General features: G+C 73.9%; 15 protein-coding genes. 6 read left to right on the top strand and 9 right to left on the bottom strand.

What is annotated here, in order from left to right; all coding sequences use genetic code 11:
• Positions 1-32 precede the first annotated feature (32 nt).
• Complete coding sequence (locus tag AB0Q99_RS24185; protein ID WP_363575063.1) at positions 33-356, bottom strand: hypothetical protein; 324 nt, start codon at positions 354-356, stop codon at positions 33-35.
• Between the two features lie 290 nt (positions 357-646).
• On the opposite strand from AB0Q99_RS24185, the gene AB0Q99_RS24180 reads away from it, so the two are divergent.
• Positions 647-1,600, top strand: coding sequence for an aldo/keto reductase (locus AB0Q99_RS24180; RefSeq protein WP_363575061.1), 954 nt, complete (start codon positions 647-649; stop codon positions 1,598-1,600).
• On the opposite strand, the gene AB0Q99_RS24175 is transcribed toward AB0Q99_RS24180, so the two are convergent.
• The 4 genes from AB0Q99_RS24175 to AB0Q99_RS24160 all read right to left on the bottom strand — a co-directional run bounded on the left by AB0Q99_RS24175 (position 1,594) and on the right by AB0Q99_RS24160 (position 6,267).
• Entirely contained in the window at positions 1,594-2,361 is a 768-nt protein-coding gene (locus tag AB0Q99_RS24175; protein WP_363575059.1) for a GNAT family N-acetyltransferase, read from the bottom strand. The two genes, AB0Q99_RS24180 and AB0Q99_RS24175, sit on opposite strands and share 7 nt — an antisense overlap.
• Positions 2,362-2,453: 92 nt before the next feature.
• Positions 2,454-3,137: a nitroreductase family protein gene (locus AB0Q99_RS24170; protein WP_363575058.1), complete on the bottom strand. Its 684-nt coding sequence runs from the start codon at positions 3,135-3,137 to the stop codon at positions 2,454-2,456.
• Between the two features lie 78 nt (positions 3,138-3,215).
• Positions 3,216-4,853 (bottom strand): ABC-F family ATP-binding cassette domain-containing protein, encoded by a 1,638-nt coding sequence (locus AB0Q99_RS24165; RefSeq protein ID WP_363575056.1) that lies wholly within the window; start codon positions 4,851-4,853, stop codon positions 3,216-3,218.
• Between the two features lie 196 nt (positions 4,854-5,049).
• Complete coding sequence (locus AB0Q99_RS24160) at positions 5,050-6,267, bottom strand: hypothetical protein (protein ID WP_363575054.1); 1,218 nt, start codon at positions 6,265-6,267, stop codon at positions 5,050-5,052.
• A gap of 527 nt (positions 6,268-6,794) precedes the next feature.
• On the opposite strand from AB0Q99_RS24160, the gene AB0Q99_RS24155 reads away from it, so the two are divergent.
• A complete protein-coding gene (locus AB0Q99_RS24155) occupies positions 6,795-8,402 on the top strand; it encodes an ABC-F family ATP-binding cassette domain-containing protein (protein WP_363575052.1) in 1,608 nt (535 codons plus the stop codon).
• A gap of 43 nt (positions 8,403-8,445) precedes the next feature.
• Here the strand turns inward: AB0Q99_RS24155 and AB0Q99_RS24150 are convergent, their stop codons facing one another.
• The 4 genes from AB0Q99_RS24150 to AB0Q99_RS24135 all read right to left on the bottom strand — a co-directional run bounded on the left by AB0Q99_RS24150 (position 8,446) and on the right by AB0Q99_RS24135 (position 13,100).
• Positions 8,446-9,867, bottom strand: coding sequence for a S41 family peptidase (locus AB0Q99_RS24150; RefSeq protein WP_363575050.1), 1,422 nt, complete (start codon positions 9,865-9,867; stop codon positions 8,446-8,448).
• A 427-nt stretch (positions 9,868-10,294) separates the two neighbouring features.
• Complete coding sequence (locus AB0Q99_RS24145; protein ID WP_363575136.1) at positions 10,295-11,008, bottom strand: response regulator transcription factor; 714 nt, start codon at positions 11,006-11,008, stop codon at positions 10,295-10,297.
• Between the two features lie 50 nt (positions 11,009-11,058).
• Positions 11,059-12,330, bottom strand: a complete 1,272-nt coding sequence (locus AB0Q99_RS24140) for a histidine kinase (RefSeq protein WP_363575048.1) — start codon at positions 12,328-12,330, stop codon at positions 11,059-11,061.
• 236 nt (positions 12,331-12,566) lie between these two features.
• Positions 12,567-13,100 (bottom strand): GNAT family N-acetyltransferase, encoded by a 534-nt coding sequence (locus AB0Q99_RS24135; protein ID WP_363575046.1) that lies wholly within the window; start codon positions 13,098-13,100, stop codon positions 12,567-12,569.
• Between the two features lie 284 nt (positions 13,101-13,384).
• Between AB0Q99_RS24135 and AB0Q99_RS24130 the strand changes: the two genes are divergently transcribed.
• The 4 genes from AB0Q99_RS24130 (at position 13,385) to AB0Q99_RS24115 (ending at position 19,344) form a co-directional block, all read left to right on the top strand.
• Positions 13,385-14,581: a CaiB/BaiF CoA-transferase family protein gene (locus AB0Q99_RS24130; protein ID WP_363575044.1), complete on the top strand. Its 1,197-nt coding sequence runs from the start codon at positions 13,385-13,387 to the stop codon at positions 14,579-14,581.
• 2 nt (positions 14,582-14,583) lie between these two features.
• Positions 14,584-15,726: an acyl-CoA dehydrogenase family protein gene (locus tag AB0Q99_RS24125; protein WP_363575042.1), complete on the top strand. Its 1,143-nt coding sequence runs from the start codon at positions 14,584-14,586 to the stop codon at positions 15,724-15,726.
• Positions 15,727-15,838: 112 nt separating this feature from the next.
• Positions 15,839-17,053, top strand: coding sequence for an acetyl-CoA C-acetyltransferase (locus AB0Q99_RS24120; RefSeq protein ID WP_363575041.1), 1,215 nt, complete (start codon positions 15,839-15,841; stop codon positions 17,051-17,053).
• Positions 17,054-17,163: 110 nt separating this feature from the next.
• Positions 17,164-19,344, top strand: coding sequence for a 3-hydroxyacyl-CoA dehydrogenase NAD-binding domain-containing protein (locus AB0Q99_RS24115; RefSeq protein WP_363575039.1), 2,181 nt, complete (start codon positions 17,164-17,166; stop codon positions 19,342-19,344).
• The last annotated feature ends 4 nt before the right edge of the window (positions 19,345-19,348 follow it).

Here is a 19,348-nt window from a genome sequence, read left to right as displayed (position 1 = left end):
CCCGGCACCTGGCGCCTCACCGAGGGCAGGTTTTAGGGACGGTTAAGGCGGGGCCGCGCGCGGCTGCGGACGGTCAGCCGCAGCACGGCTCGCACTCCTTGACCCGCACGTCGTCGATCACCGGCCCGTACGCCCCCGCGACCGTGCTGGGAGCCCAGCGTGGTGGCGGAGTTCTGTGCGACGAAGGTGAACTGCCGCCCCACGTAGCCCATCGCGGCCTTGGTCCGGCCGGTGAGGTCGAAGGTGACGTCCTGGACGGGCCGGCCGTCGATCAGCGTCCGGCCGGTCCGCAGGGCGGGTCCGCCCTCGGGGTTGCCCGCCGGCGCGTACGTCACCGAGTAGGTGGTGCCGGGCACGGTGGTGGAAGTCCGCGCGATGGTGCCGCCTGTTTCCGGCCGTTGAGGTCCACCGACCGGTCGCCCTCGGCGTTCTGCCAGAAGCCGGCGCCGATCAGGGCGACGCTGCCGGCGGTGATCCGCCGCGGGCCGATGGTCTGACCGGCGGTCAGGTCGAACGGACTTGACCTCGAGTGCACTCCAAGGTGGAAGCTGGCGGCGTTGATCACCGACCACCACGGATTCCACCACCGGGATCCACCACGGAGACCCCGCGCGGACCGCGCGGGCACCACGATGGGAGCACCGTCATGCGCAACGCCCCGTTCGGTACCAACGGCCCGGAGCTCGGTGTCATCGGCCTCGGCTGCATGGGCATGACCTGGGCCTACGACGTGCGGAACCGGGACGACGAGAATTCCGTCCGGGTGATCCGGCAGGCGCTGGACCTCGGCGTCGGCCTGATCGACACCGCCGACATGTACGGCCCGTACACCAACGAGGAGGTCGTCGGCGCCGCGCTGGCCGGCCCGTACCGGGAGCGCGCCTTCCTGGCCACCAAGGTGGGCATCGTCCCGGGCGGCGGCGGTCAGCAGGAGCGCGACGGCCGGCCGGAGCACGTGCGCCGCTCGATCGACGAGAGCCTGCGCCGGCTGGGCACCGACCACGTCGACCTCTACCAGCTGCACCGGGTCGACCCGGAGGTCCCGATCGAGGAGACCTGGGGCGCGTTCGCCGAGGTCGTCGCGGCGGGCAAGGCCCGGAGCATCGGCCTCTCCGAGGTGACCGTCGAGGAGATCCGGCGGGCGCAGTCGGTGCACCCGGTGGCCTCCGTGCAGAACGAGCTGTCGCTGTGGACCCGGGACGCACTGGCCGAGGTGCTGCCGTACACCGAGGAGCAGGGCATCGCGCTGTTGCCGTTCTCGCCGCTCGGCCGGGGCTTCCTGACCGGCGCCATCTCCTCCTTCGACGAGCTGCCCGCCGACGACTTCCGCCGCCGGCTGCCGCGCTTCCAGCAGGACGCGCTCAAGGCGAACCTGGCGCTGGTCGCGACGGTCCGGGACGTCGCCGAGCGGATCGGGGCCACGCCCGCGCAGGTGGCGCTGGCCTGGGTGCTGGCGCAGGGCCGGTACGTCTTCCCGATCCCGGGCACCAGGACGCCGCGCTACCTGGTGGACAACGTGGGCGCGGCCGGGGTCGTGCTCTCGGCGGCCGACCTGGCGGAGCTGGACGGGCTGCCGGCGCCGACCGGCGGGCGCTACTGAGCCGGTTCCCGGTCGTCCGCCCCGGACCGTTCCCGGACCCACACCAGGTGCCGTCCGGTCTCGCCCGGGGCCCGGACGGCGACCTCGGCGATCCGGTCCAGCCGGTACCCGAGCTTGCGCGGGACGGCTGCGCTGGCGGCGTTCGCGCGGTCGCAGTGGATCTCGACCCGGGTGATCCCGGGCAGGGCCAGCGCGGCCTCGGTCAGCGCCCCGGCCGCGGTGGTGGCGATGCCGCGGCCGACGTGCCCGGCGGCGACCCAGTAGCCGATCTCCAGCGCGCCCGGGCCGATCCGCCCGTGCAGGCCGAACGCGCCGATCACGTCGCCGGGTTCGGTGTCCAGGCCGGCCAGGTACATGAAGTCGGTGCCGGCCTCCCAGGCGGCGGAGCCGGCCCGGGCCAGCTCGGCGCTCCGCGCCCGGGTGGGGGCCTCGGCGGCCCACTCCAGCCAGGGGCGCAGGTGCTCCAGGTTGGCGCGGACGGCCAGGTTCAGCGCCACCGCGTGGGTGCTGCGGCGGCGGCGCAGCCAGAGGCCGCCGGGCAGCCGCAGCAGCTCGGGCGGCCGCCCGGTGGTGACCTCCGTCTCCGACGGCGCCCGGCCGGCCGGCCCGGTCCGTCCGGCGGTCCGTGCCGGTGCCGGTGCCGCCGTCGGTCCCGCCGCTCGTTCCGCTGTCCGCGCTCGTTCCGCTGTCCGCGCCCGGTCCGCGGCGCGCGCCCGGCCGGCCGGGTCCGGGTCACAGGACCGTGGCTGTGCATGGCTCATGGCGGCGATTATGTCCTTGGCCCGGACCTGTCACCATCCGGGCCCCCTCCGGAGCCGGTCCGGACCCTTCCCGAACTCCTCCCGCAGGCGGGTCAGAGCCGGACCAGCACCTCGTCGAGCTCCTTGCGCCGCAGGTCCGGCACGCGCGCCCCCTCGGCCGGGTACCCGACCGGGATCACGTACGCCGCCCGCTCCTCGGCCGGGCGGTCGCACACCTCGTTGAGGAACCTCATCGGGCTCGGCGTGTGGGTCAGCGTGGCCAGCCCGGCCTGGTGCAGCGAGGCCAGCAGCAGCCCGACCGCGATCCCCACCGACTCCTTGGTGTAGTACGGGCGAGGCGAGTCGGGGCCCTTGTGCACCTCGAACACCACGATCACGGCCGGCGCGTCCTCCAGGAACGGCTTGCGCCAGTCGGTGCCGATCGGCGCGAGCGCGGCCAGCCACTCCTCCGACGCCCGGTGGCCGTAGAACTCGCGCTCCTCGGCCTCCGCCGCCTCGCGCAGCCGCCGCTTGCGCTCCGGGTCGGTGATCACCACGAACCGCCAGGGCTGGACGTGCGCGCCGCTGGGCGCGGTGCCCGCGGTCCGCACCGCCCATTCGATCACCCCGTCCGGGATCGGGCGGGTGGAGTAGTCGCGGACGGTGCGGCGCTGGGCCATCACCGCGTGGAAGGACCTGCCGCGGTCCTCGGCCTCGTGGGCCGGGACCGTCATGGGGGTGAGGGGGACGGTCGGGTGGGACGTCCCCGTCACGGCGCTCTCTGCACTGTCAACCATGGCGGACAGCACAGCACATGACGGCCCCTCCCGGAAGAGGTAGAGACCAATCCCGGGAGGGGCCGACCGCGCCGACGGCTACAGCTCGTGCACCCGCCCGTCCCGGACCTCGATCCGCCGGTTCACCGCGACGGTGTCCAGCATCCGCCGGTCGTGGGTGACCAGCAGCAGGGTGCCGGTGTACGAGCCGAGCGCGGACTCCAGCTGCTCGATCGCGGGCAGGTCCAGGTGGTTGGTGGGCTCGTCCAGCACCAGCAGGTTGACCCCGCGGGCCTGCAGCAGCGCCAGCGCGGCCCGGGTGCGCTCGCCGGGGGAGAGGGTGCCGGCCGGGCGCAGCACGTGCACCGCCTTGAGGCCGAACTTGGCCAGCAGGGTGCGCACGTCCTCCGGCGAGAGCTCCGGGACGGCGGCGGCGAAGGCCTCCGCCAGCGGCTCCCCGCCGAGGAACAGCCCGCGTGCCTGGTCCACCTCGCCGACCACCACGCCCGAGCCCAACGAGGCGTTGCCGCCGTCGAGTTCGAGCCGGCCGAGCAGGGCGGCCAGCAGCGTGGACTTGCCCGCGCCGTTGGCGCCGGTGATGGCGACCCGGTCGGCCCAGTCGATCTGCAGGTCCACCGGGCCGAAGGCGAAGTCGCCGCGCCGGGCGACGGCCCCGCGCAGGGTGGCGACCACCGAGCCGGAGCGCGGCGCGGTGGCGATCTCCATCCGCAGCTCCCACTCCTTGCGCGGCTCCTCGACCACCTCCAGCCGCTCGATCATCCGCTGGGTCTGGCGGGCCTTGGAGGCCTGCTTCTCGGTGGACTCGGCGCGCATCGCGCGGCCCATCTTGTCGTTGTCGGAGGACTTGCGGCGGGCGTTGCGCACGCCGTGCTCCATCCAGCCGCGCTGCATCCGGGCGCGGGCCTCCAGCCCGGACCTGGTGTCGGCGTACTCCTCGTAGTCCTCGCGGGCGTGCCGACGGGCCACCGCCCGCTCCTCCAGGTACGCCTCGTAGCCGCCGCCGTACAGGTTGACCTGCTGCTGGTGCAGGTCCAGCTCCAGCACCTTGGTCACGGTGCGGGCCAGGAACTCGCGGTCGTGGCTGATCAGCACGGTGCCGGCGCGCAGGCCCTTGACGAAGGCCTCCAGCCGCTCCAGGCCGTCCAGGTCGAGGTCGTTGGTGGGCTCGTCCAGCAGGAAGACGTCGTAGCGGGAGAGCAGCAGCGAGGCGAGGCCGGCCCGGGCGGCCTGGCCGCCGGAGAGCGCGGTCATCGGCAGGTCGAGCGAGACCTTCAGCCCGAGCGAGTCGGCGACCTCCTCGGCGCGCTCCTCCAGGTCGGCGCCGCCGAGGTCCAGCCAGCGGTCCAGGCTCGTCGCGTACGCGTCGTCGGCGCCCGCCCGGCCCTCGACCAGGCCCTCGGTGGCCTCGTCCAGTTCGGCCTGGGCGGCGGCCACGCCGGTGCGGCGGGCCAGGAAGGCGCGCACCGACTCGCCCTCGCGGCGCTCCGGCTCCTGCGGGAGGTGGCCGATGTTGGCACTGGCCGGGCTGAGCCGCAGCGAACCGCCCTCGGGGGTGTCCAGGCCCGCCAGCAGCCGCAGCAGGGTCGACTTGCCGGCGCCGTTCACGCCGACCAGGCCGATCACGTCGCCGGGGGCGATGACCAGGTCCAGGCCGGAGAAGAGGGTGCGTTCGCCGTGGCCGGCGCTGAGGTCCTTGACTACGAGTGTCGCGCTCATGATGGGGCCGATTGTAGGAGGAGCGGGGCCGCCACCGGAAAAGCCGAGCGGTCGGGGACCGGCGGGGGGCCGCGGGTGGGGACCGGCGACGACCGTACGGGGGGACCGGCGCCGGACCGCGGAACGGGGAAGGCCCGGGGGCCGCGACCGTCACGGCCGCGGCCCCCGGGACCGGTGGGGGATCATCCCCCGTGGATCACTTGGCCTTCTTCGAGAAGTACTCGAACATGTGCTGGGCCACGTCCTCCAGGTACGGACCGGCCTCGTAGGTGTTCGCGCCGTTGCCGATCGAGGTGTCGCTGACCAGGGCCGGCTTGCCGTCCTTGGTGGCGTACCAGCCGCCGCCGCTGCTGCCGCCGGTCATGTTGCAGCCGATCAGCAGCATCGCCGGGCGGCTCGGGTCGCCGGTCTTCTTGGACGGCTTGCCGCCGTCGCAGTGCTCCAGCTCGACGCCGTCGAAGGGCTTGCCCTCCGGGAAGCCGTAGTTGGCGACCGAGGCGAGCTGGTCGCGCGGGGCGTTGAACCACAGCGGCACCGAGCCGCCGACGGTCTCCTCCAGCGACTTGCCGTTCGGGTCGGGGTTGGCGACCTTGATGATGCCGAAGTCGTACTGGCTCCACGGGCCGCCGTGCTCCGGGTCGGCCTCGGCGGTCCACTGCGGCGAGACCATGCCGGCGGTCGCGCCCCACTCGCCGTACGGCTCGGCGTCCTCCAGCTTGGACTTCTGCTTGTTGCCGTTGCTCAGCACGCCGTTGCTGTTGAACGCCGGGGCGAAGGTGATGTCGGTGTAGTACTTGTTGCCCTTGCCGCCGTGCAGGCAGTGGCTCGCGGTCCACACCAGGTTGCTCTTGCCCGGGTTGGCCGGGTCGGAGACGACGGTGCCGGAGCACACGTAGTCCTCGTTGCCGTCCTTGAAGAAGATCTTGCCGTTGACGTGCGTGTTCTTCGGGAACGGGTGCGCCACGGGCTTCGCCGGGACCACGGCGGGCAGCTGGTCCGGGCCGGCCGGCGGCTGGGCGGCGGTGGGCTGGGCCGGGGCGGCACCGGTGGGCTGCGCGGTCGGCTGGGCGGGCGCCTGCGTCGGGTCCTGGGCGGGCGCCTGCGGCAGCGGCTTCGGCTTGGCGTCCAGCAGCTTCTGCAGGGTCCAGTAGCCCTTGACCGCCGGGGTGATGACGTTCGCCTGGGCCCACTTGTCCCAGTCGTCGAGCTTCCAGGCCTTCAGCTCCTCGACCGTCGGGAGCTTGATCGGGGCCGCGCCCGGCTTGCCGGAGGCACTGGCCGCGACCGTGGGCGCCGTGGTCTGGGCTCCGGCCGGGTCGGTGTTGTCCGGTCCGCACGCGGTGGCGGCCACCATGGTCAGCGCGGCGACGGAGGCGCCCAGGACGGCACGGCTCGACCGGGATATCGGTGACATCTGTTCAATTCCCCCTGTTGACTACCGCCATGCGGCCCGTCGCTCGGGTACGGCCCCGCAGGGCCGCAGGCATGGCAGGTGAGGAGTCTGCCATGCGGACGGAGGATCTCCGTACACCCGCCCCCGGCCCGGGTGGAGCCGTCACGGGATCGGCACGGGATCGGCACGGGGCCTTCGTCGGGGGCTGATCCGGGGCCCTCGGGGGCTGATCCGGAGTCCTCGGGGGCGACCAGGGCGCCGGGGCGCGCGGAAATCCGGTTGCACACGTCTCCCGGGGTGCCTAGCGTGGTCCGCGTCATCAGCCAGACAAGGAGAAGGCCGTTGCTCTACTGAGGTCCCGGGACACCGCCCCGCCGTGCAGGCCCAGTTGCCGCGTGGTGCGTGTGTGTGCGACCTCAGTCACGGCCCCGTGGCGATCCCCCGTGTGACGCCACCCCTTCGTCCTCCTCCGGCCGTACCGGTTCCGCACCAAGCGGTGTCTCCCACGTTGCTCACCACCCCTTCGGCAACCATCCCGGGAGGCCCCCGTGGCACCACCCACCACCGCCGTCCTCTGCACCGACCTCACGTTCGAGTGGCCCGACGGCAAGCCCGTCCTGGACGGCTTCCACCTCGCCGTCGGCCCCGGCCGCACCGGCCTGATCGGGCTCAACGGCGCGGGCAAGTCCACCCTGCTCCGGCTGATCGCCGGCGACCTCACCCCGACCGGCGGCACCGTCCGGGTCGCCGGCGAACTCGGCTACCTGCCACAGGGCCTGACGCTCGACACCGCCCTGCGGGTGGACGAGGCGCTCGGCGTCCGGGCCGCCCGCGAGGCCCTGCACGCGATCGAGTCCGGCGACACCGACCAGCGCCACTTCGACGCCGTCGGCGACGCCTGGGACGTCGAGGAGCGCGCCCGCGCCACGCTCGACCGGCTCGGCCTGCACCGCCTCGGCCTCGACCGCACCACCGGCGAACTCTCCGGCGGCGAGGCGGTGCTGCTGCGCCTGGCCGCCCTGCTGATGGCCCGCCCCGACGTCCTGCTGCTGGACGAGCCCACCAACAACCTCGACCGGGCCGCCCGCGAGCGGCTCTACGAGACGGTGGCCGGCTGGCACGGCGTGATGCTGATCGTCAGCCACGACCGCGAGCTGCTGCGGCACGTCGACCAGATCGCCGACCTGCGGGACGGCGAAGTCACCTGGTACGGCGGAAACTTCGCGGACTACGAGCGCACCCTCGCGGCCCAGCAGGAGACCGCCGAGCGGCTGCTGCGCAACGCCGAGGCCGATGTCCAGCGCCAGAGAAGGGACTTGGTCGAGGCCCGGAGCCGGCTGGACCGCAGTGCCGCGTACGGCAAGAAGCGCTCGGTCACCCGCAACGACCCGCACATCGTCGCCGGAATGCTCAAGCGCAAGGGCCAGGAGACCGCCGGGCGGATCCAGGGCATGCACACCGAGCGGCTGGAGGAGGCCAGGGCGCGGCTCGGCGCGGCCGAGGAGGCGGTGCGCGACGACGCCGAGATCCGGATCGACCTGCCGCGCACCGCCGTTCCGGCCGGGCGCACCGTACTCACCCTGCAGAAGGTCCGGCTGCCGCACGGCGGCACCGCCGACCTCGACCTGCGCGGCCCCGAGCGGATCGCCCTGGTCGGCCGCAACGGGGCCGGGAAGTCCACCCTGCTGCGCACCATCGCGGGCGAACTCGCCCCGCTGGGCGGGGAGATCACCACCCCGGTGCCGCTGCGGCACCTCCCGCAGCGGCTCGACCTGCTGGACGACGGGCTCAGCGTCGCGGAGAACGTCAAGCGGTTCGCCCCCGCCGCCGGGGACAACGCGATCCGCGCCCGGCTCGCCCGCTTCCTGATCCGCGGCGCCCGGGCCGACCAGCCGGCCGCCACGCTCTCCGGCGGCGAGCGGTTCCGCGCGACGCTGGCCGCCCTGCTGCTGGCCGACCCGCCGCCGCAGCTGCTGCTGCTGGACGAACCGACCAACAACCTGGACCTCGCCAGCGTCCGCCAGCTCACCCAGGCGCTGGCCGCCTACCAGGGCGCGCTGATCGTGGCCAGCCACGACCTGCCGTTCCTGCGCGGCCTGGGCGTGACCAGGTGGCTGGAGCTGGACGGGGACCTGCGGGCGGTGGGGCCGATGTAGCGGGCACCGCTTCGCCGTGGTGGCCGGCGTTTTCCCGCTACTGCTACTGCTGCCGCTGCGGTTCCTGGTCGCCCGCGGTGTTCGCGGTGTTCGCGGTGTCCTCGGGGTCCTCGGTGAGCGCCCGGCGGGCCGTGCTCAGGGCCGAGTCCCTGAGCGCGGCCAGCTCGTCGGGGGTGAACACCGGCGTCCGGATGTCCGGCGGGATGCCCGGTCCGTCGAAGGTGCCGCCGGTCCGGGTGAGGTACTTCTCGTTCGGCAGGACGACCATCAGATCCGGCGAGAGCGTCTTGAGCAGCACGTCGGAGAAGACGCCCTGGGTGTTCTCGCCGATCCGGAGCACGTGCGGGGAGCGGCCCATCAGGGCCTGGGTGAAGGTCTCCGCCGCGCTGGTCGAGATGGAGGAGGTGAGCACCGCCACCGGCCCGGTGAAGTGCCGGCCCGCCGAGGGCCGCACGACGACCGGATCGGGCCGGGTGAACGCCGTCGGGTCGGCCGGGTCGTCGCGTGCCACCTTCCGGTAGGCGAGGTACGGGCGGTCGGTGAGCCGGGCCGCGATGTGCAGTCCGAGCGCGTCCGAGCCGCCCCCGTTCAGCCGCACGTCGATGACCAGGCCGGAGAGCCGGCCCGGGGCGGCCGACAGGGCGTCCAGCGCCCGGTCCAGCTCGGCCACCTGCTCCTGGAAGCCGCCGTCGGCGTACCTGCCGAAGCTGCTCACCCGGAGGTAGCCGATGCCGTCGGGGAGGCGGCCGACGCCGATCCGGTCGCCGGCGAACAGCTGCTCCGGGCCGGTGAGCTGGGCGGCCACGGCCTGCCGGGCCCGCTCGGTCAGCTCCGGGGTGTGCTCCGTGGTACCGGGACGCTGTCCGTCGAACACCGGTTTCGGCCGTCCGTCGACCACCCTGGCCAGCGCGGTGTGCGCGTCGCCCAGCGGCCGGAGCATGTCGACGAGGACGTCCTGCAGTTGATCGACGGTCGTGGCCGGGGTGATCCTGCGCCGCTGCTCGTCCCGGACGGCGTGCCAGTCGATGCCCTTGGCCGCGAAGAAGGGGTAGTTCTCCTCGAAGGTCTCCCAGAACCGGTCGAACACCGCGAGCGGGTCGTTCGGCGCCGGGCGGGTGCACAGCGGCGGCAGGGCGTCGAGGCGTCGGAGCGTCTTGGTGCCGACCCCGCTGTCCTCGTGGTCGACCGCCCGGTTCCGTCCCTTCGGGGTGAGCGACATCGCGTCGGTGCCCACGGTGTAGCGGACGGTGCCGTCCGGGCCGGCCGGCCCGGCCTGCGTCCCGGTCGTCCACCCGGGCACGCAGCTGTGCGCGGTCACGTCGTAGGTGGTCAGCCGGCTCCCGGAGACCGCGACCACCAGGCCGTAGCCGTCCGTGCGCCAGAACCCCTCCAGCGCGTTCCCGGGCCGTCCCTGCGCCATGGCCACCCCCGGGGCGGCCAGCCCCGCCGCCGTCGTGAGTGCCACCACCGCGGCCGCCGCCCGGACGACCCTCCTGCGGGTCGTTCCCCGTCCGCGCGTCAATCCCGGCCCGTGCGTGATCTCCGGCCCGTGCGTGATTTCCGGCCCGTGTGTCATCTCGGCCTCCGCCGAATCCCGGCCTCCCCCGCGGAACCCCTCCGCCGCCGCTCCCGACGCTACGGCCCGCCCCGCCGAGCGGGCGTCATCCGACGTGCCGCAGCCGATTCCTCCTTCGGAGGTACCCGGGGCGGCGGCGGAACGGTCCCTGGGAGTATCGACAGCAAACCGTTTTGACGGCGGGTGAAAGACGACGCCGAGTGCACCGACTCCCTTGCGCCGCAGTGTCGTTGCGGCACGCCCGCCGCCGGCCGGCGGTGTGCGACTCCCGGTGGCCCCGGGGCCGCGCCGGGCCCCTGCGGCTGCCCGTGGGCGCTCAGCCGGGCAACACGAACCCCGACTCGTACGCCGCGATGACCGCCTGGGTGCGGTCCCGCGCGCCGAGCTTGGCGAGCACGCTGCCGACGTGCGTCTTCACCGTCTCCTGGCTCACCACCAGGCGCGCCGCGATCTCGCCGTTGTTGAGCCCGGTGGCCATCAGCCGCAGCACCTGCCCTTCCCGCTCGGTCAGCCGCCCGATCGGGCCCCGGTCGACCGCGGCCTCCCGGCGGCGGTCCGTGCCGTGGCGCAGCGCGAGTTCGCGGACGGCCGCCGGGAAGAGCAGCGAGTCCCCGCGCGCGACCAGCCGCACCGCCTGCACCATCTCCTCCGCCCGGGCCCGCTTCAGCAGGAACCCGGCCGCGCCCGCGCGCAGCGCGTCGTACACGTGGTCGTCGTGCTCGAAGGTGGTGACCACCAGGATCCGCGGCGGCTCGGCCATTCCGCCGACCAACTGCTCGGTGGCCCGGATCCCGTTGACGCCGGGCATCCGGACGTCCATCAGCACCACGTCCGGCCGCAGTCCGCGCACCAGCGGGATGACCTCGGCGCCGTCGGCGGCCTCGCCGACCACGGTGAGGTCCGGCTCGGCGTCGATCACCACCCGCAGGCCCATCCGGACCAGCCGTTCGTCGTCCGCGATCACCACGCGGATGTCGTCCGGGCGGCCGTCCGGGCCGTGCCCGTCGTTCACCGCGTCATGGCCGTTCACCGCGTCCCCACCGTCCCCACCGTCTCCTTCGCTCACCGCGTCCCCACCGTTCACCGTGCAGTCCCTCCCACCGGCAGCCAGACGGCCAGCCGCCACGTCGTTCCGTCCGCGCTCGGCCCCGCCGTGCTGCCGCCGCGCAGGGCCGTCGCACGCTCCCCGATCCCGCGCAGCCCGCGCCCGCCGCCGGGGCGGCTCGGGCGGGCGGGGCCCAGCGGGTTGGTCAGTTCGATCTCCAGCCGGCCCCCGGTCAGCCCGACCCGCAGCCCGGCCGGCGCCGGACCGGCGTGCCGCAGCACATTGGTCAGGCCCTCCTGCACGATCCGGTACGCCTCGCGGGAGACCCGGGCGTCCAGGCCGGACAGGCCTGGGGCCAGCTCGGCGTCCACCGTCACTCCGGTGCGGGCGAGTTGGCGCAGCAGGTCGTCCAGTCCGGCGAGGGTGGGCCCGGCCGGCCCGGCGGCCTCCGGGTCCTCCTCGCGCAGCAGGCCGAGCACGGCGTCGAGTTCGGCGACGGCGGCCCGCGCGGTTTCCTCGATCGCCTGCAGCGCCTCGGCGGCGAAGCCGGGGTCGGCGCGCAGCACCCGGGCGGCCGCCGAAGCCTGGATGCCGACCGCGCTGAGCGCGTGCCCGACCGAGTCGTGCAGCTCCCGGGCCAGCCGGTTGCGCTGGGCGAGCACGGTGGCCCGGCGCTCGGCGGCGGCCAGCCGCTCCTCCGGGGTCGGGCCGAGCAGGGCGGGTGCCCAGCGGGCGAGCAGCGCGCCGCAGCCGGCGTTGGCGAGCACGATCAGCAGCAGGACGGCGAGGCCCAGCAGCGGTCCGGTGATCATCCAGCCGGGGAAGCGGTTCTCCCAGAACGCGGCGAAGTGCTCGATGCCGCCGAAGGAGAACATCAGCACCACCGCGAACGGCGCCCCGGCCAGCGTCAACCCGGCGACCACCCCGCCGAAGAACAGGTGCAGCACGAACCAGAGCGCGGTGCGCCACCGGGCCTGCCACGAGCGGGCGGGCCCGGTGGCCAGCTCCTCCGCCCGTGGGACCGTGCACAGCGTCCGTGCGACCGTGCCCTCCAGGCCCCGGACCGTCGGCACCAGCGCGGTGACGGCGGCCATCGGCAGCGAGGTGAACAGCGAGAGGAACTGCAGCAGCGCCTGCCGGGCGGGCGCCTGTGCGGGGTTGAGCGCCCCGAGCATCACCACCGACAGCAGCCAGTACGGCATCAGCAGCGCGCCGCCCAGCACCAGGTGCACCCAGCGCAGCCGGGCCCGCCGCCCGACCAGCGCCACCACCGCACGCCGCAGCCGCGTGCCCGCCCCCGTGATCACCCGGGTGACTCTACGTCAGCTGTGCGGTGGCGGGCTGCCCGTGCGGTCGGCGTGATCGCCCCGTCGTCCCGCCCGCTGCCCGGCGGGTCCCCTCGCGTGCCATGCGCCCACGGTCGCACCGGGCCCCGCGCCCGGTCCTCCGCCCCGAGCGTGATCCCCCTCCCCCGGCGGGGGATCTCCGGGTCGAGTCGAGTCGAGTCGAGTCGGCCGAGTCGGGTCGGCTCGGGTCGGTCGGGTCAGGCCATGCGGTGGATCAGCCGGTCCTCCGCGTCGACCCGCCCGTCCGGGTCCGCCACCAGCCCGAGCCGCTCGGCGAGCCGGCGGGAGGGCAGGTTGTCGGCCCGGATCAGGGCGACCACCGGGATCCCGGGGAACCGCGGCCGCGCCTCGGCCATCGCCGCCCGGGACGCCTCGGCCGCGTACCCCTGGCCCCAGGCGGACGGCCGGAACCGGTAGTAGAGGTTGAACACCCGCTCCCCGTCCAGCGTGTGCAGGTACAGCCCGGCGAACCCGATGATCACCTCCGGCTCCGCCCGCGTCGACACCGCGCAGTACCCCACCCCGTCCCGCACCCAGTCGGCCACGAACCCGTCCAGCGCCTCCTGTGCCGCCGCCAGGTCCCGCTGCGGCCCGTTCGGGTTGTACCGGTTGGTCTCCGGATCCCCGTGCACGGCGAACACGGCCTCGACGTCGCCCTGCTGCGGCTGCGTGAGCACCAGCCGCTCGGAGGCGGCGACGACCGTGCGGGTGGCCTGCCGGGCAGTGGTCATGACGATTCCCCCGTTGTCACTCGTAATGGATGCTTCGCAGCATAGACCATTACATCGATCGCCGTGCCCCGGCTGCGGGGAGCTGCTTCCGGTGCCGGGGCGGCCGAGGGGGAGCGGACCGGCGCGGAGGTCTTGTTACCGGCGGGTCGCTTGCCTATCATCCCGAGTGTTACAGCTTTACTGTCAAACCCTGAAGGGTTCTGCGGCCGGTGCGTGACACAAGCAGTCCAGCGGGTACGGGCGGCCCGGCTCCGTCGGCGGGCGGGCCCTCGGCGGGCGGGCCGTTGGCGGGTGTGCGGGTGGTGGAGCTCGCGGGGATCGGGCCCGGGCCCTTCGCCGCGATGCTGCTGGGGGACCTCGGGGCGGACGTGGTGCGGGTGGACCGGCCCGAGCCGTCGCCGCTCGGGACGGACCCGGCGTACGACCTCAGCAACCGCAACAAGCGCTCGGTGCTGGTCGACCTGAAGTCGCCCGCGGGGCCCGGACTGGTGCTGGACCTGGTGGAGCGCGCCGACCTGCTGATCGAGGGCTACCGGCCCGGTGTCGCGGAGCGGCTCGGTGTCGGCCCGGAGGCCTGCCTGGCGCGCAATCCGGCGCTGGTGTACGGGCGGATGACCGGGTGGGGGCAGGACGGGCCCCGGGCCGCGACCGCCGGGCACGACCTCGGGTACGCGGCGGTGGCCGGGGTGCTCGGGATGGTGGCGGCGCCGGGCGGCGCCGACGCGGCGCCCGGGATCCCGGCCAACCTGCTGGGCGACTACGCGGGCGGCTCGCTCTACCTGGTCGTCGGCCTGCTCGCCGGACTGCACCACGCCCGGGCCACCGGTGCCGGCCAGGTGGTGGACGCCGCGATCGTGGACGGTGCGGCGCACCTCGGCAGCATGCTGTGGGGGCTGCTCGCGGCCGGCCACTGGCAGGACCGCCGGGGCGTCAACCTGCTGGACGGCGGTGCGCCGTTCTACGCGGTCTACCGGGCCGCCGACGGCGGGCACCTGGCCGTCGGCGCGCTGGAGCCGCGCTTCTACGCCGAGTTCGCCCGGCTGCTGGAGCTCGGCCCGGACGCGCCCGGCCAGTACGACCTCGCCCGCTGGCCCGAACTGCGCGCCCGGATCGCGGACCGCTTCGCCACCCGGACCAGGGCCGAGTGGGAGACCGTCTTCGCGGGCTCCGATGCCTGCGTGGAACCGGTGCTGACGATGCGTCAGGCTTCGGTGGACGACCACCTGTCGGCGCGCGGGACGTACGTCGAGGCGGACGGCGTCACCCAGCCCGCCCCCGCCCCGCGTTTCTCCGCCACCCCCGGCGCGCTGCGCCGCCCGCCGGCCCGGCCGGGGGCGGACACCGCCGAGGTGGCCCGGGACTGGGGCGTACCAGGCCTCGGCTCCACGGCAGACACGTCCGACGCGACCGGCCTCGACGTGACCGACCTCGACGCGACCGGCCTCGATGCGGTCGACTCCGCAGCAGAGCAAGGAGAGTAGCGTTGCAGCGCGAGATCTTCACCGAGCAGCACGACGACTTCCGGGCCACCGTGCGGGCCTTCCTCACCAAGGAGGTGCTGCCGCACTACGACCGCTGGGAGAAGGCCGGCATCGTCGACCGCTCCGTCTGGCTCGCGGCCGGGCGCCAGGGCCTGCTCGGCATCGCCGTCCCCGAGGAGTACGGCGGTGGCGGCACCCCGGACTTCCGCTACGCCGCGGTGCTGGCCGAGGAGTTCGCCCGGGCGGGCGCCTCCGGGCTGGCGATCGGCCTGCACAACGACATCATCGGCCCCTACCTGACCTCGCTCGCCACCGAGGAGCAGAAGCGCCGCTGGCTGCCCGGCTTCTGTTCCGGCGAGCTGATCACCGCGATCGCGATGACCGAGCCCGGCACCGGCTCCGACCTGCAGGGCATCCGCACCCAGGCGGTCGACCGGGGTGACCACTTCCTGCTCAACGGCGCGAAGACCTTCATCTCCAACGGCATCCTCGCCGACCTGGTCGTCGTGGTCGCCCGCACCACCCCCGAGGGCGGCGCGCACGGCCTGAGCCTGCTGGCCGTCGAGCGCGGCACGCCCGGCTTCGAGCGCGGCCGCAACCTCGACAAGATCGGCCAGAAGGCCCAGGACACCGCCGAGTTGTTCTTCGAGGACGTCCGGGTGCCGAAGGAGAACCTGATCGGCGAGCTCAACGGCGGCTTCGTCCACCTGATGCAGAACCTCGCCCAGGAGCGGCTCACCATCGCGGCCGCGGCGATCGCCGGTGCCGAGTACCTGGTCGAGATCACCACCGACTACGTCAAGCAGCGCGAGGCGTTCGGCCGGCCGCTCGCCAAGCTGCAGCACGTCCGCTTCGAGATCGCCGAACTGGCCACCGAGTGCGCCGTCACCCGGGCCTTCGTCGACCGCTGCATCACCGAGCACAACCGCTACGCGCTCACTCCGGCCGACGCCTCGATGGCCAAGTGGTGGGCCACCGAGCTGCAGAAGCGCACCGCCGACCGGTGCCTCCAACTGCACGGCGGATACGGGTACATGACCGAGTTCCCGGTCGCCCGGGCGTTCACCGACGGCCGCATACAGACCATCTACGGAGGCACCACCGAGATCATGAAGGAGATCGTGGGCCGCTCCGTCCTCGGCTGAGCCCCGCCCGGTGCCTCCTCGGCCCGAAGCCCCCGAAGCCCCCGAAGCCCCCGAAGCCTCGCGGCCCCCGAACCCCTCCGAAGCTTCCGAAGCCCCGAAAGGCATTCCCATCGTGACCACCGAAGCGTACGTCTACGACGCGATCCGCACCCCGCGCGGCCGGGGCAAGGCCACCGGCTCGCTGCACGGCACCAAGCCGATCGACCTGGTCGTCGGCCTGATCCACGAACTGCGCCGCCGGTTCCCCGAGTTGGACCCGGCCGCGATCGACGACATCGTGCTGGGCGTGGTCAGCCCGGTCGGCGACCAGGGCTCCGACATCGCCCGGATCGCCGCCGTCGCGGCCGGCCTGCCCGACACCGTCGCCGGCGTCCAGGAGAACCGCTTCTGCGCCTCCGGCCTGGAAGCCGTCAACCTGGCCGCGGCCAAGGTCCGTTCGGGCTGGGAGGAGCTGATCCTGGCCGGCGGGGTGGAATCGATGTCCCGGGTCAGGATGGCCTCCGACGGCGGCGCCTGGTTCGCCGACCCGATGACCGCGTACGAGACGAACTTCGTCCCGCAGGGCATCGGCGCCGACCTGATCGCCACCATCGAGGGTCTCTCCCGCACCGACGTGGACGCCTTCGCCGCCGAGTCCCAGGCCCGCGCCGCCAAGGCCCAGGCGGACGGCCTGTTCGACCGCTCGGTGGTCCCGGTGCGCGACCGCAACGGCCTGGTCGTGCTGGAGCGCGACGAGTTCATCCGCCCCGGCACCACCGTCGACACCCTGGCCGGCCTCAAGCCCTCCTTCGCCGCCATCGGCGAGGCCGGCGGCTTCGACGCCGTCGCCCTGCAGAAGTACCACTGGGTGGAGGCGATCGACCACGTCCACCACGCGGGCAACTCCTCCGGCATCGTGGACGGCGCCGCGCTCGTCGCCATCGGCAACCGCGAGGTCGGCGAGCGGTACGGCCTGCGCCCGCGCGCCCGGATCGTCTCCGCCGCCGTCTCCGGCTCCGAGCCGACCATCATGCTCACCGGTCCCGCCCCGGCCACCCGCAAGGCGCTCGCCAAGGCCGGGCTCACCGCCGCCGACATCGACCTGGTCGAGATCAACGAGGCCTTCGCGGCCGTCGCGCTCCGCTTCATGCGCGAACTCGGCTTCCGCCCCGACCAGGTGAACGTCAACGGCGGTGCGATCGCCCTCGGCCACCCGCTCGGCGCCACCGGCGCGATGCTGCTCGGCACCGTCGTCGACGAGTTGGAGCGGCGCGACCTGCGCTACGGCCTGATCACCCTCTGCGTGGGCGGCGGCATGGGCATCGCCACCATCGTCGAGCGCGTGTGAGCCCACCCGTCGCCCGCCACCACCCATCTCGGGGGCGCCTCCCCGGACGGCGTCCGGCAGGACCCCCGTCGCGTGGCACCTCGCTTTGCAGACCTGGAGACCGTGAACCCATGAGCGACACCACCACCATCCGCTGGGAGCAGGACCAGGACGGCGTGGTCACCCTCGTCCTCGACGACCCCACCCAGTCCGTCAACACCATGAACGAGGCCTTCACCGCCGACTTCGAGACCGTCGTCGGCCGGCTGGCCGGGCTCGGGGACGCGCTGCGCGGCGTGGTGATCACCTCCGCCAAGAAGACCTTCTTCGCCGGCGGGGACCTGCGGATGCTCTCCGCCGCCCGCCCCGAGGACGCCGAGGCCGTCTTCGAGAAGTCGATGCGGATCAAGCGCTCGCTGCGCACCCTGGAGACCCTCGGCAAGCCGGTCGTCGCCGCCGTCAACGGCAGCGCGCTCGGCGGCGGCCTGGAGCTCGCCCTCGCCTGCCACCACCGGATCGCGCTGAACACCCCGGCGAGCCGGATCGGCCTGCCCGAGGTCACCCTCGGCCTGCTGCCGGGCGGCGGCGGAGTGGTCCGTACGGTGCGGCTGTTCGGCATCACCGACGCCCTGCTGACGTACCTGCTGCAGGGCCGCCAGTACCGCCCGGCGCAGGCCCTGGAGCACGGGCTGGTGCACGAACTGGTCGACAGTTCCGAGGAGTTGACCGCCCGGGCGCGCGCCTGGATCGAGGCCAACCCGAGCGCCGTCCAGCCCTGGGACGTCAAGGGGTACAAGATCCCCGGCGGCACCCCGGCGACCCCGGCCTTCGCCGCCGACCTGCCCGCCTTCCCGGCCAACCTGCGCAAGCAGCTGAACGGCGCGCCCTACCCGGCCCCGCGCAACATCCTGGCCGCCGCGGTGGAGAGCGCCCAGGTGGACGTCGACACCGCGATGGTGATCGAGGCCCGCTACTTCACCGAGCTCGCCTGCGGCCAGACCAGCAAGAACATGATCCAGGCGCTGTTCTTCGACATGCAGGCGGTCAACTCCGGTGCCGGACGCCCCAAGGACGTCGAGCGCCGGCCGGCCCGCAAGGTCGCCGTGCTCGGCGCCGGGATGATGGGCGCGGGCATCGCCTACGCCTGCGCCAAGGCCGGTATCGAGGTCGTCCTCAAGGACGTCAGCGCCGAGGCCGCCGAGCGCGGAAAGGCCTACTCCGAAGGGCTGTTGAACAAGGCCATCGCGCGCGGCCGCTCCACCGAGGCCAAGCGCGACGAACTGCTCGCCCGGATCACCCCCACCGGCGACGCCGCCGACCTGGCCGGCTGCGACACGGTGATCGAGGCGGTGTTCGAGAACACCGAGCTCAAGCACAAGGTGTTCCAGGAGGTCGAGGGCGTCGTCGCCCCCGACGCGCTGCTCTGCTCCAACACCTCCACCCTGCCGATCGGCCTGCTCGCCGAAGGCGTCCGGCGCACCGGCGACTTCATCGGGCTGCACTTCTTCTCGCCGGTCGACAAGATGCGGCTGGTGGAGATCATCCGCGGCCCGCAGACCGGCGACGAGGCCCTCGCCCGCGCCTTCGACCTGGTCCGGCAGATCGACAGGACCCCGATCGTGGTCAACGACTCGCGTGGCTTCTTCACCTCGCGGGTGATCGGCCAGTTCCTCAACGAGGGCGTCGCCATGGTCGGTGAGGGCATCCACCCGTCCAGCATCGAGCAGGCCGCCGCCCAGGCCGGCTACCCGGCCAAGGTGCTCTCGCTGATGGACGAGCTCACCCTCACCCTCCCGCGCAAGATCCGCGACGAGTACCGGCGCTCGGTCGAGGAGGACGGCGGCACCTGGACGCCGCACCCGGCCGACGCGGTGGTCGACCGGATGGTCGACGAGTTCGGCCGCCCGGGGCGCAGCGGCGGCGCGGGCTTCTACGAGTACGGCGAGGACGGCCGGCGCGGGCGGCTCTGGCCGGGGCTGCTGGAGCACTTCGCCGGCTCCGGCGCGGACGCCGCCGCGGTGCCCTTCGAGGACCTCAAGGAGCGGATGCTGTTCAGCGAGGCGCTGGACTCGGTGCGCTGCCTGGAGGAGGGCGTGCTGACCTCGGTCGCCGACGCCAACGTCGGCTCGATCCTCGGCATCGGCTTCCCGGCCTGGACCGGGGGCGTGTTCCAGTACATCAACGGGTACGAGGGCGGCCCGGCGGGCTTCGCGGCCCGCGCCCGTGAACTCGCCGCCGCGTACGGCGAGCGGTTCGCGCCGCCGGCGCTGCTGGAGCGGATCGCGGCGGAGGGGCGGACGTTCACGGACTGATCCC

It is taken from the genome of Kitasatospora sp. NPDC086791, assembly GCF_040685975.1.
In the GTDB taxonomy this organism is placed as follows: Bacteria; Actinomycetota; Actinomycetes; order Streptomycetales; family Streptomycetaceae; genus Kitasatospora.
The sequence above is the reverse complement of the archived record's forward strand: the minus strand, read 5'-3'. Positions and strand labels throughout refer to the sequence as shown.

Bases quoted from the DNA above. Each gene is read 5' to 3' on its own strand.
- AB0Q99_RS24180 (WP_363575061.1), top strand. From the start codon at position 647: ATGCGCAACGCCCCGTTCGGTACCAACGGCCCGGAGCTCGGTGTCATC.
- AB0Q99_RS24165 (WP_363575056.1), bottom strand. From the start codon at position 4,853: ATGAGCGCGACACTCGTAGTCAAGGACCTCAGCGCCGGCCACGGCGAA.
- AB0Q99_RS24175 (WP_363575059.1), bottom strand. From the start codon at position 2,361: ATGAGCCATGCACAGCCACGGTCCTGTGACCCGGACCCGGCCGGCCGG.
- AB0Q99_RS24170 (WP_363575058.1), bottom strand. From the start codon at position 3,137: ATGGTTGACAGTGCAGAGAGCGCCGTGACGGGGACGTCCCACCCGACC.
- AB0Q99_RS24160 (WP_363575054.1), bottom strand. From the start codon at position 6,267: ATGTCACCGATATCCCGGTCGAGCCGTGCCGTCCTGGGCGCCTCCGTC.
- AB0Q99_RS24115 (WP_363575039.1), top strand. From the start codon at position 17,164: ATGAGCGACACCACCACCATCCGCTGGGAGCAGGACCAGGACGGCGTG.
- AB0Q99_RS24135 (WP_363575046.1), bottom strand. From the start codon at position 13,100: ATGACCACTGCCCGGCAGGCCACCCGCACGGTCGTCGCCGCCTCCGAG.